This is a genomic window from Paenarthrobacter sp. NPDC089675, assembly GCF_044749185.1.
In the GTDB taxonomy this organism is placed as follows: domain Bacteria; phylum Actinomycetota; class Actinomycetes; order Actinomycetales; family Micrococcaceae; genus Arthrobacter.
Genome location: NZ_JBIVHM010000007.1, coordinates 112207 through 124286 on the forward strand (window position 1 = coordinate 112207; position 12080 = coordinate 124286).

Below are 12080 nucleotides of genomic sequence, written 5' to 3' on the forward strand. Positions count from 1 at the left end.
AGGACCTGTTCATGACGGAGCAGAAACCCCTCCGCGTGGGTATGGTGGGCTACGCCTTCATGGGCGCCGCCCACTCCCACGCCTGGCGGACCGCACCACGCTTCTTCGATTTGCCCCTCCAGCCGGAACTGACGGCGGTTGCTGGCCGAAACGAAGAGGGCGTCCGTGCCGCCGCCGCGAAATACGGCTGGGAGTCCGTGGAAACGGACTGGCGCGCACTGGTTGAACGCGATGACATCGACCTCATCGACATCTGCACACCGGGCAACACCCACGCGGAAATTGCCATTGCTGCCCTTGAGGCCGGGAAGCATGTCCTGTGCGAGAAGCCGCTGGCCAATTCCGTGGAAGAAGCCGAAAAAATGACAGCCGTGGCCCAGGCGGCCGCAGAGCGCGGAGTGCTTTCGATGTGCGGCTTCAGCTATCGGCGCACCCCTGCCCTGGCCTTGGCGAAACGGATGGTTGATGAGGGGCGTTTGGGCGAGATCCGGCATGTCCGTGCCCAGTACCTCCAGGATTGGTTGTCGGACGCCGATGCACCCCTGACCTGGCGCCTGGACAAATCAAAGTCCGGCTCCGGCTCGCTGGGCGACATCGGCGCCCACAGCATCGATGCTGCCCAGTGGATCACCGGGCAGCAGATCACCGGCGTATCCGCCCTGCTCGAGACCTTCGTCAAAGAACGGCACGTGGCCGGGGACTTTGTGGGACTCGGCGGCCACGGCGGCACGGACGGACCCAAGGGCCCGGTCACAGTCGACGACGCCGCCTTGTTCACGGCCCGCTTCAGCGGAAGGCCCGACGGCGGTGCCACCTCAGGCGGAACGGCGGACAGGACCGCAACGGCCACAGGTCCTATCGGGATCTTCGAGGCGACCAGGTTTGCCTTGGGCCGAAAGAACGCGATGCGCTTGGAACTCAACGGAACCAAGGGTTCGCTGGCCTTCGATTTCGAGGACATGAATTCCCTCCAGTTCTACGACTCCTCGCTGGAGCCCGATGCCGGCTTCCGCAAGATCATGGTGACGGAGCCCTCCCACCCCTACACCGCCAATTGGTGGCCCACAGGCCACGGACTCGGTTACGAGCACGGATTCACGCACCAAGTGGTGGACCTGGTGAACGCCATCGGCGCCGGCGAGCAGCCCTCGCCGTCGTTCGCTGACGCCTTGCAGGTCCAAAAGGTGCTGGCCGCCGTCGAGGCCAGCGCAGCGGCGCAAAGCCGTTGGCAGAACGTAGACAAGGAACCATCATGACCAGACCAATCACTCTCTTCACGGGCCAATGGGCCGACCTGCCTTTCGAGGAAGTGGCACGCCTGGCAGGCGAATGGGGATTCGACGGCCTGGAAATCGCCTGTTGGGGCGACCACCTGGACCCGCAACGGATCGTGGAAGACGACGCCTATCTGCGGAACAAGCTGGACATCCTGGAGAAACACCGGCTCTCCGTCCATGCCATTGCCAACCACTTGACTGGCCAAGCCGTGTGCGACGACCCCATCGACGAGCGACACCGTGACATCCTCTCCCCCGAGGTTTGGGGCGACGGCGAAGCCGAAGGTGTCCGCCAGCGGGCGGCTGAAGCCATGAAGACCACAGCCCGCGCTGCAGCCAGGCTTGGCGTCAAGACGGTGACCGGTTTTACCGGCTCCTCCATCTGGAAGTGCGTAGCCATGTTCCCTCCCGCCTCGGAAGGAATGATCGAACGCGGCTACCAGGACTTTGCCGACCGGTGGAACCCGATCCTGGACGTCTTTGACGAAGTAGGCGTGCGATTCGCCCTGGAAGTCCACCCGTCGGAGATCGCCTACGACTACTGGACCGCCAAACGGACCCTGGAAGCCGTCGGCAACCGGGAGGGTTTCGGGTTGAACTTCGACCCCTCGCATTTCATCTGGCAGGACCTGGATCCCGTGATGTTCCTTCAGGACTTCGCGGACAAAATCTTCCATGTCCACGTCAAGGAATCAGTGCGCCAACTCAACGGACGCAACGGCCGCCTCGGATCGCACCTGCCATGGGCCGATCCCCGCAGGGGCTGGGACTTTGTCACTGCCGGCCACGGCGACGTTGCCTGGGAGCCGATCTTCCGCACCCTCAACGCGATTGGCTACGCAGGCCCCACGAGCATCGAGTGGGAGGACGCCGGCATGGATCGCTTGGTCGGAGCTCCGCAGGCCCTGGCCATGGTGAAGGAACTGGCGGCAATCCAGCCCCCGGCGGCCGCGTTCGACGCGGCCTTCACCACACGATAAAGACCACTAACGGATCCGCCCCGAACGAAGGAAACCCATGACAAGCAGTAACAAGACCGCCTTGGTGGTGCGCGGCGGCTGGGATGGACACCAGCCTGTCGAAGCCACCGAACTTTTCATTCCCTATCTCAAAGCCGAAGGTTTCGACGTCAGGGTGGAAGAATCCCCCAAGATCTATGCCGATCCGGAATACATGGCCACCGTGGACTTGATCGTCCAGTGCATGACCATGTCCACGATCGAAAAGGACGAGTTCGAGGGGCTACGCGCCGCAATCGAAAACGGGACGGGCCTGGCGGGTTGGCACGGGGGCATCGCCGACTCCTACCGCAACAACTCCGACTACCTGCACCTGATCGGCGGACAGTTCGCCTGCCACCCCGGGAAGCATCCGGACGAGCGCATCGGCGAACAGTCGGATAATTACGTTCCGTACACGGTGAACCTCCTCCCGGAAGCCGCGGGGCACCCCATTACGGCGGGCCTGGACGACTTTGACCTGGTGACTGAGCAGTACTGGGTGCTTGCGGACGACTACATCGATGTCCTGGCCACCACCACCCAAAAGGTGCGGGAATGGGACCCCTGGAACCGCGAAGTTACTTCGCCGGCCATCTGGACCCGCCAATGGGGCAAGGGAAAGATCTTCGTCTGCACGCCGGGACACCGGGTTGAAGTTCTCGAGGATACGAACGTCCGGACAATCATTGAAAGGGGAATGCTGTGGGCAACCCGCTAGAGACAATCCAGCCAACGAGGGTTGGGATCATCGGCTGCGGTGCCATCATCGCCCAGTACCTCACCAACTTCCGCCGCCTGGACTCAATCGATCTGGTGGCAGTTGCCGATCTGGACAGATCACGTGCACAGGCAGTCGCCGATTCCTATGAAGGTGTCCGTGCGTTGGCTGTGGATGAGCTCCTGGCGGCCGACGATGTTGATTTGGTGCTCAACCTGACCATCCCGGCAGCCCACGCGGAGATCGCGCTGAAAGCCATCGCTGCGGGCAAGTCGGTCTATGGCGAAAAGCCGCTGGCCGCCACCACCGCCGAAGCCAGGGAGGTTCTGGAGGCCGCCAAATCAGCCGGTGTGGTGGTTGGCTGCGCTCCGGACACCGTGCTCGGCACCGGGATCCAAACCGCACGCAAAGCCATTGACGATGGCCTCATCGGCGCGCCCATCTCGGCAACCGCCACCATGGCGACACCCGGACACGAACGCTGGCACCCCAACCCGGACTTCTACTACCAGCCCGGCGGCGGGCCGCTCCTGGATATGGGGCCGTACTACGTCTCGGCACTCGTGACCCTGCTGGGTCCCGTGGTCTCCGTGGTGGGGGCAGCAAGCCATACCCGTGACGAGCGGACCATTGGTTCCGGGCCCCGCGAGGGACAGAAGGTCCCGGTGGACATCGACTCCCACGTCACGGGCGTCCTGGTCCATGCCTCCGGCTCCCTGTCCACCTTGTTCATGAGCTTCGACGCGGTGAAGACCAAGAGCCCCAACATCGAAATACACGGCGAAAAGGGCTCCCTGGTGGTACCTGACCCCAACCACTTCGATGGCGATGTCCAACTGTTCGCACTCGGTGCCGACGACTGGGAAACACTGCCGGTCTCCGCCGGGTACGTGGATTCAGGCCGTGGCTTCGGGATCGCCGACCTCGCTGCTACGCCTGCCGGCCAGGAACCAAGGGCAGGCGGTGAGTTGGCCTTCCACGCACTGGAAGTCATGGAATCGGTGCTTGAATCAGCCAAGACCGGACAGTCGGTCTCCATCAAGAGCACGGCCAAACGTCCTGCAGCCGTGCCACTGGCTGAACTGGCCACGACGGTATCCGCCTAAATCCCGCCAGGACGGCATGTGATGGCACTGTTCCCCACGAACATTGGCATCACATGCTGTCCCGCGGGTGGTGTCAGCGGGCCCTGCGCAGTACCGACTCCGCGTGCTTCAGGATGGGACCGTCGATCATCTTTCCCTTGAACTGGAATACCCCGGAACCGGCTGCCCTCGCTGCTTCCAATAGCTCAGTTGCCTCCTCAACGGCCTCCCTGGCGGGAGCATAGGCCTCGCGAACCGCAGCCACCTGTGATGGGTGGATGCAGGCTTTGGCACCAAAACCGCTCGCAACGGCATCGCGGGACTCCTCTGCCAATCCATCAAGATCCGGGATGTTGACGTACACCGCGTCGATGGCCTCCTTGCCAGCAGCCTTGGCGGCAAGCAGCACGGCGGATCGCGAGTGCAGCGCAACGGCCCGGTAGCCGCCGTCGTCGTTCCTGCTGGAGAGGCCGCCCAACGACGCCAGCAGGTCCTCGGCTCCCCACATCAAGGCAACGACGTTGGGCTCGGCCGCGATGGACGCCGCGTTCACGATCCCTGCGGCCGTTTCACACAAAGCGATGACCCGATAGCCCTCCAGTGCCTTCAGCTGCGCAGCGTTTTCGGCCTTGGCCAGCATGACCGTCCGGTAGGGCGTGTGCGCGAGGCTGTGCAGGTCTTTTTCGAACTCCGCCGTCCCCACGGGATTGACCCGCACTATAGTCCGGCTGGGGTCCAGCTCCGGAGCCTCTCCCCCGCCGGCGAGCTGAGCCAGGATGGCACCCCTTGCCCGTTGCTTGTCCGCGGGAGCCACGGCATCTTCCAAGTCCAGGATGACCGCATCGGAGCGGCCGGCCGCCTTGCCGTAGCGCTCCGGACGGTCGGCCGGGCAAAAAAGGAGGGCCGGGCCCATGGTGAACGGAGCGGGGTGCGTAGAGTGCATGAAGTTCCTTGCTGCTTGACGTCCTACTGCTTGGATACGTGGTCCGCGTGCGCTGCCTGAGTCCACATCAGGCAAGTCCTGGTTGCCAGGGCCACGACGTCGCCGGATTGGTTCCTGCCTGTGTGTTGCATGGTTACCAAACCCTGGCCGGGCCGCGACGACGAAAGCCTCTTACCCGTGACCACCGTTTCCGTGTACAGCGTATCGCCGTGGTAGAGCGGGTGCGGGAACGTGACGTCGGTCAGGCCCAACTGCGCCACGATGGTTCCCTGGGTCAGTTGGGTTACCGACTGTCCCACCATGGTGGCGAGGGTAAACATCGAGTTCATGAGCCGTTGCCCGAAGGGCTGCGCCGAGCTCCAGGCGGCATCCAAGTGCAGTGCCTGGGTGTTCATGGTGAGCGTGGTGAAGAGGACGTTGTCCGTTTCCGTCACGGTGCGTCCGGGCTTGTGGGCGTAGACCACACCCTCTTCGAGCTCGTCGAAATAGAGTCCGCGCTGCTCCACGATCCGTGGGCTGTTCTCCGTCATACGGTCAGTTCCTGGTCTTCCTCGAACAGCTCCGCGCCGGTGGCGCCCAGTACGTCCTCAAGGGTGACGTTGGGTGCCAGTTCGCGCAGGACCAGCCGAGGCTCGTCCCCGTCCTTCACGACGTCGATCACCGCCAGATCCGTAATGATCCGGTCCACGCAGCCCTTTCCGGTGAGCGGAAGCGTGCAGTCCTGGACAATCTTCGGCCTGCCGTTCCGGTCGACGTGCTCCATCATGACGATGACTTTTTTGGCACCAAACACCAGGTCCATCGCACCGCCCATGCCCTTGACCATTTTGCCTGGAACCATCCAGTTGGCGAGGTCGCCGTTTGCCGCAACTTCCATGGCACCCAGCACGGCAACGTCCACATGCCCGCCGCGGATCATGCCGAAGGACGACGCCGAGTCGAAGAAGGCCGCGCCCGCGTTCACGGTGACCGTCTCCTTACCGGCGTTGATCAGGTCCGGATCGATCTCGTCCTCCGTAGGGTACGGGCCAACACCGAGGATGCCGTTCTCCGAGTGGAGGATGACTTCCACGTCATCGGGGATGTAGTTGGGGATGAGCGTTGGCATCCCGATGCCGAGGTTGACGTACTGGCCGTTCTCCAACTCCCTGGCAACGCGGGCGGCCAGTTCGTTGCGGGTCCATCCTTTGGCCTCGTGATGCTCGACGTCGGCACGGCGGTATTCGTGCCGCACGGCTTCCGGGCGGGGCGGAACGTCGTGGAAGGTGTTCGATTCCATGGCTACGCCTTTCCTTCCGGGTTGCCGGAGCCCGCGAGGGACACTGTGCGCTTCTCGATCCGTTTCTCGGCAGTAGGTGCCAGTACAACCCGCTGAACGAAGATACCCGGGGTGTGGATGTGCTCCGGATCAAGTTCACCGGGTTCCACAAGTTCCTCGACCTCAGCAATGGTGATTCCGGCCGCCGTGGCGCACAGGGGGTTGAAGTTCATAGCCGCGGCGTGGAACACGAGGTTTCCGTGACGGTCACCTTTCCAGGCATGGACGAGTCCGAAGTCCGGGGTCAGCGATTCCTCCAGCACGTACTCGGCGTCATTGAAAGTACGCACCTCCTTGGGTGACGAGGCCACCGCAACCTGGCCATCGGCGTCGTACTTTTGCGGCAGCCCGCCTTCCGAAACCTGGGTTCCCACTCCCGCCTTGGTATAGAACGCGGGGATCCCGGCGCCCCCGGCCCGGAGCTTCTCGGCGAGCGTTCCTTGGGGTGTCAGGACCACTTCCAGTTCGCCGGCGAGGTACTGCCGGGCGAATTCCTTGTTTTCGCCTACGTAGGAACTGATGGTCCGCCGGATGCGGCCATCCTTGAGGAGGATGCCCAGCCCCCAGTCGTCCACACCGCAGTTGTTGCTTACGGTCTCCAGGTCCGTGGTTCCCTGCCGATGGAGGGCCTCTATCAACGAAGCCGGGATTCCGCACAGTCCAAAACCACCGACAGCGAGCGAAGCGCCATCCGGAATGTCCTTCACCGCTTCCGCGGCGCTGGCAACAACCTTGTCGATCATCGTTGATCCTTCCCCTGCAGTCACAGACCCAACGTACGGTTACAGACCCAACTCGCGGGCGATGAGCATCAACTGGACCTCCGTGGTGCCCTCGCCGACTTCGAGGATCTTGGAGTCGCGGTAGTGGCGCGCCACGGTGAATTCGTTGATGAAGCCATAGCCGCCGAACACCTGGGTGGCATCCCGCGCATTGTCCATGGCCGCCTCGCCTGCGACCATCTTAGCGATGGCCGCTTCGGTCTTGTACGGCTTGCCTGCCAGCATCCTTGAGGACGCATCGTAGTAGGCAAGGCGCGCTGTATGGGCCCTGGCCTGCATGCGGGCGATCTTGAATTGGATGGCTTGGTACTTGGAGATGTTTTGGCCAAAAGCGCTGCGTTCCTTGGCGTACTTCACTGAAAGATCAACGCATCCCTGGGCGGCTCCGGTGGCCAAGGCTGCGATGGCGATGCGGCCTTCATCCAGGATCGAAAGGAAGTTCGCGTAGCCCCGGCCTCGCTCACCCAGCAGGTTCGCTTCCGGAACGCGGACGTTGTCCAAGGTCAGCGGGTGGGTGTCGGAGGCGTTCCACCCGACCTTGTTGTACGGTTTCTCCGCCCTGAAACCGGGCGTGTCGGTGGGTACCAGGATGGTGGAGATTTCCTTTTTGACGCTTCCATCGGGGCGTTCCTCCCGGCCCGTGACGGCCGTGACCGTCACCAGCCTGGTGATGTCCGTTCCGGAATTGGTAATGAACTCCTTGTTGCCGTTGATCACCCATTCGCCGGCCTCCACGTGGGCGTGGGTCTTGGTTCCGCCGGCATCGGATCCGGCTTCCCGCTCAGTCAAGCCGAAGCCTGCGAGCGCCTGGCCGGAAGCCAGCCGGGGAAGCCATTGCTGTTTCTGCTCCTCGGTGCCGAAGCGGTACACCGGCATGGCGCCCAGGGAAACACCGGCTTCAAGGGTGATGGCAACCGACTGGTCCACGCGGCCCAACTGCTCCAATGCCAAGGCAAGCGCGAAGTAGTCCCCGCCCATTCCCCCATACTCTTCGGGGAAAGGCAGCCCGAAGAGGCCCATTTCGCCCATCTGCTTCACTACCTCATACGGGAAGCTGTGCTCTTCGTCGTGTTTTGCCGATACCGGTGCCACCACCTCGTCGGCGAATTCGCGGACGGAATCGCTGAGGTCCTGGTATTCCTCTGAAAGATCGAAGGTGCTCATGGCTGGACTTCCTTGTCTGTGGGGTTCGCCGCTGTGGGGTTCGCCGCTGGGGGGTTCGCCTCGTCGGCGTGTGTAACGTGAATGGTGGCCAGAACCTGGTCTGCCTTGACGCGGTCACCGATCTTGCCGGCGAGATGGACGGTCCCGGCCACGGACGCCACCAGCTGATGCTCCATCTTCATGGCTTCGACGGCCAGGAGCACCTGGCCTTCCTGGACGATGTCGCCGTCCGCCACCGAAACAGATACGACCGTTCCCGGCATCGGTGAGCGGACCTCGGGATCGGCTGCACCTTCTTCACGATGGAGTCCTGCCAGCATCCGCTTCAGGCGCCCTGCACGGTCCAGCACTTCGAGGCGGCATGACCAGCCGTCGTTGCCGAGATAGAGGACCCCGTCGGCCGCGGCCATGGCGAAGGCGAGGGGAACGCCGTCGATCTCCACCGCGAGGTGGCCCCCGCCGTGGTCAACGACTGCAACCTTTGCGGCTTCCCGTGCGAGCACCGGGCTGCCGTCCACCTTTACCACCAGGGTGCCCTGCTGTTCCTCCAGCGAGACGCCGGCCATGCCGCCGTCGGGCAGGCCGAACGTGGCGGTCCACGGCGCCGGTGTCCCCACGCGCCAAGAGTCTGCTCCCGCCCAGGCGTGGCCTGCACCTGTGAAGCCCGGCCGCTGGAGCCACAGCGCCAGCCCCGCAGCCGTTAGTTCATCTGCCCCGATATGGCGGAAGGACATGGAGGGCAATTTTTGCTCGATCAGGCCGGTATCCAGGTGGCCGGCCTGCACTTCAGGATCAGTGATGAGCAGTCGCAGGTATTCGACGTTGGTGTCGACGCCCAGCAGCGTGTACTGCGCCAATGCGGCATCGAGTGTCCCGAGGGCTTCGGAACGGTCCGCACCCCAGGCGATCACCTTGGCCAGCATCGGATCATAGTCACCGGTGATCTCAAGGCCTTGGCGCATGGCGGAGTCGATACGGATGTTGCCATGCGTTGGGAGCTGCCCTTCTTCCTCGAGCAACACCACCCGCCCCATGGAGGGCATGAAGTTCCGCTCGGGCACCTCAGCGTAGACCCTGGCTTCCACGGCGTGGCCGTTAAGCACGACGTCGGACTGCGCCACGGTGAGCACCTCCCCGGCGGCGATCCGCACCTGCCATTCGACGAGGTCGATGCCCGTCACCAGTTCCGTCACCGGGTGTTCCACCTGCAGGCGCGTGTTCATCTCCATGAAGAAGAACTCGTCCGGATGTTGGTCGGAAACCAGGAATTCGACCGTCCCCGCTCCGCTGTAGTTGACCGAGCGCGCCGCGTTGCAGGCTGCCTCACCAATCCTGGCGCGTTGTGCTTCACCATCGGCCAGGGAACCGAAGAGCGCGGACGGTGCTTCCTCGATCACTTTCTGGTGCCGCCGCTGGAGGGAACACTCACGCTCGCCGAGGTGGATCACGTTTCCGTGGTTGTCGGCCAGTACCTGGACCTCGATGTGCCGTGGCGTACTGACCAGCCGCTCAAGGAAAAGGGTGTCGTCACCAAACGCCGCAGCGGCCACTCGGCGGGCCGTCTTGAGCGTGGCGGGGAGATCCTCCGGCTTTTCAACAACATGCATGCCTTTGCCGCCGCCGCCTGCCGACGGCTTGATGAGGAGGGTAAATCCGACGTCGCCTGCTGCCTCGATCAAGTCCTGGTCCGTGAGGCCCGGTTTGGCGATACCTGGAGTGCAGGGAACGCCGTACCCCATCACGTGGTTCTTGGAGCGGATCTTGTCGCCCATGATCTCGAGCGCCGCGATGCCCGGGCCAATAAACGCAACCCCGGCCTCCTCCAAGGCTTTGGCAAACCCGACATTCTCGGACAGGAATCCATAGCCCGGATGGACAGCCTCGGCTCCGGTGCGGCGGCAAGCGTCGATGATCGCCTCGATCCGGAGGTAGCTCTCGGCCGGGGTAGTTCCCCCGATTGCCACAGCTGCGTCCGCAAGGCCCACATGCTTGGCATCCTTGTCCGCATCCGAATACACGGCGACGGAACGGATGCCCATCTTTTTCAGCGTTTGGATCACCCGGCACGCGATCTCGCCGCGATTGGCCACGAGGACAGTCTTGAACGGTTTTCCGGTGGCCCGCAGGGAAGCAGGCACCGTGGTTGCTGGCACGGTCATGGTCACATCCTGAAGAGGCCGAAAGAGGTCCCGGGCAGATTTTGGCGGGAGACGACATCCAGGGCCATCCCCAGGATCCGGCGGGTATCGGCCGGATCGATGATTCCGTCGTCCCACAATCGGGCCGTTGAATAGTAGGGGCTTCCCTGGTCTTCGTATTGCTGTTTGATGGGCGCTTTGAAGGCTTCCTCGTCCTCGCTGGACCATTCCTGGCCGGCTGCTTCCATTTGCTCCCGCTTGACCGTGGCGAGCACGCTGGAGGCCTGGTTCCCGCCCATGACGGAGATCCGGGCGTTGGGCCACATCCAGAGGAAACGTGGCGAGTATGCCCGGCCGCACATGGAGTAGTTGCCGGCTCCGAAGCTGCCGCCGATCACTACGGTGAGCTTCGGCACCCTGGCTGTGGCAACCGCCGTGACCATCTTGGCGCCGTTCTTGGCGATGCCGCCCTGTTCGTAGTCCTTGCCCACCATGAATCCGGAAAGGTTCTGCAGGAAGACCAGGGGTATGCCGCGCTGGTCGCACAGCTCGATGAAATGTGCTCCCTTCAGCGATGATTCGCTGAACAGTACGCCGTTGTTGGCCACGATTCCCACCGGATGGCCATGCAGATGGGCGAAGCCCGTGACCAGCGTGGTGCCGTAGTTCTTCTTGAACTCGTGGAATTCCGATCCGTCAACGAGCCTGGCGATCACCTCGCGGACGTCGTACTGGGCGTTGACGTCCGTGGGAACCACACCGTAAAGCCCGGAAGGGTCGACGACGGGCGGCAGGACGACGTCGAGCACGTCCCATGCGGGCGGCGCGGGCTTGGGCAGGGTCGCCACCACATCACGGACGATCTCGAGGGCATGCTGGTCGTTTTCGGCCAGGTGGTCCGCCACGCCGGAGATCTTGGCATGGACCTCGCCCCCGCCGAGTTCTTCGGCCGTGACGATCTCACCGATGGCTGCCTTCACGAGCGGCGGTCCGCCGAGGAAGATGGTCCCTTGGTTCCGGACGATGATTGTTTCATCGCTCATGGCAGGGACGTAGGCGCCGCCGGCCGTACACGAACCCATGACCGATGCGATCTGCGGGATCTTTGCGGCCGACATCCTGGCCTGGTTGTAGAAGATCCGTCCGAAGTGCTCCTTGTCCGGGAAGACCTCGTCCTGTTTGGGCAGGAAGGCTCCCCCGGAGTCCACCAGGTAGATACAAGGCAGGTTGTTCTCCATGGCGATTTCCTGCGCCCGGAGGTGCTTCTTCACCGTCATGGGATAGTAGGTTCCGCCCTTGACCGTGGCGTCGTTCGAGATGACCAGGACATGGCGTCCGTGAACCAGGCCGATGCCTGCAATCACTCCAGCTCCGGGTGAATCGTCGTTGTACATCCCGTTGGCTGCGAGCGGCGCGATCTCAAGGAATGGACTTCCCTCATCCAACAGGTAATTGATGCGCTCGCGGGGCAGGAGCTTGCCTCGCGCCAGATGGCGTTCCCGCGCCTTTTCGGGACCGCCCAAGGCGGTCTTCGCCAGCCGCTCCTTCAGTTCCCGCACCAAGTCGGACTGGGCCTGCCGGTTCGCTTCAAAGGCGCCCGTCCCGACTCCTGCCACGCTGGCCATTGTCTCCATCGACTGCTGTTCCATTCCCG

11 protein-coding genes are annotated in these 12080 nt (G+C 63.3%); 4 read left to right on the top strand and 7 right to left on the bottom strand.

Annotated elements, in window-relative coordinates; all coding sequences use genetic code 11:
* Window positions 1-11 precede the first annotated feature (11 nt).
* The 4 genes from ACIPY2_RS15725 to ACIPY2_RS15740 are packed head-to-tail and all read left to right on the top strand — an operon-like array spanning window position 12 to window position 4102.
* Window positions 12-1256 carry a Gfo/Idh/MocA family protein gene (locus ACIPY2_RS15725; RefSeq protein ID WP_400267319.1) on the top strand — a complete coding sequence of 415 codons (1245 nt, stop codon included), beginning with the start codon at window positions 12-14 and terminating at the stop codon, window positions 1254-1256.
* Window positions 1253-2257, top strand: coding sequence for a sugar phosphate isomerase/epimerase family protein (locus ACIPY2_RS15730; RefSeq protein WP_400267320.1), 1005 nt, complete (start codon window positions 1253-1255; stop codon window positions 2255-2257). Before ACIPY2_RS15725 ends, ACIPY2_RS15730 begins: the two co-directional genes overlap by 4 nt.
* A gap of 37 nt (window positions 2258-2294) precedes the next feature.
* Window positions 2295-2996 (top strand): ThuA domain-containing protein, encoded by a 702-nt coding sequence (locus ACIPY2_RS15735; protein ID WP_400267321.1) that lies wholly within the window; start codon window positions 2295-2297, stop codon window positions 2994-2996.
* Entirely contained in the window at window positions 2981-4102 is a 1122-nt protein-coding gene (locus ACIPY2_RS15740) for a Gfo/Idh/MocA family protein (protein WP_400267322.1), read from the top strand. Before ACIPY2_RS15735 ends, ACIPY2_RS15740 begins: the two co-directional genes overlap by 16 nt.
* Before the next feature lie 73 nt (window positions 4103-4175).
* On the opposite strand, the gene ACIPY2_RS15745 is transcribed toward ACIPY2_RS15740, so the two are convergent.
* The 7 genes from ACIPY2_RS15745 to ACIPY2_RS15775 are packed head-to-tail and all read right to left on the bottom strand — an operon-like array spanning window position 4176 to window position 12060.
* Window positions 4176-5024 carry an HpcH/HpaI aldolase/citrate lyase family protein gene (locus ACIPY2_RS15745; protein WP_400267323.1) on the bottom strand — a complete coding sequence of 283 codons (849 nt, stop codon included), beginning with the start codon at window positions 5022-5024 and terminating at the stop codon, window positions 4176-4178.
* Window positions 5025-5047: 23 nt separating this feature from the next.
* Window positions 5048-5554 (bottom strand): MaoC family dehydratase, encoded by a 507-nt coding sequence (locus ACIPY2_RS15750; RefSeq protein ID WP_400267324.1) that lies wholly within the window; start codon window positions 5552-5554, stop codon window positions 5048-5050.
* Window positions 5551-6303, bottom strand: a complete 753-nt coding sequence (locus ACIPY2_RS15755) for a CoA transferase subunit B (protein ID WP_400267325.1) — start codon at window positions 6301-6303, stop codon at window positions 5551-5553. Before ACIPY2_RS15755 ends, ACIPY2_RS15750 begins: the two co-directional genes overlap by 4 nt.
* 2 nt (window positions 6304-6305) lie before the next feature.
* Window positions 6306-7085 (bottom strand): CoA transferase subunit A, encoded by a 780-nt coding sequence (locus ACIPY2_RS15760; protein ID WP_400267326.1) that lies wholly within the window; start codon window positions 7083-7085, stop codon window positions 6306-6308.
* 39 nt (window positions 7086-7124) lie between these two features.
* Window positions 7125-8288 (bottom strand): acyl-CoA dehydrogenase family protein, encoded by a 1164-nt coding sequence (locus tag ACIPY2_RS15765; RefSeq protein ID WP_400267327.1) that lies wholly within the window; start codon window positions 8286-8288, stop codon window positions 7125-7127.
* Complete coding sequence (locus tag ACIPY2_RS15770) at window positions 8285-10447, bottom strand: biotin carboxylase N-terminal domain-containing protein (protein WP_400267328.1); 2163 nt, start codon at window positions 10445-10447, stop codon at window positions 8285-8287. Before ACIPY2_RS15770 ends, ACIPY2_RS15765 begins: the two co-directional genes overlap by 4 nt.
* A 2-nt stretch (window positions 10448-10449) precedes the next feature.
* Window positions 10450-12060 carry a carboxyl transferase domain-containing protein gene (locus tag ACIPY2_RS15775; protein ID WP_400267329.1) on the bottom strand — a complete coding sequence of 537 codons (1611 nt, stop codon included), beginning with the start codon at window positions 12058-12060 and terminating at the stop codon, window positions 10450-10452.
* Window positions 12061-12080: the final 20 nt, after the last annotated feature.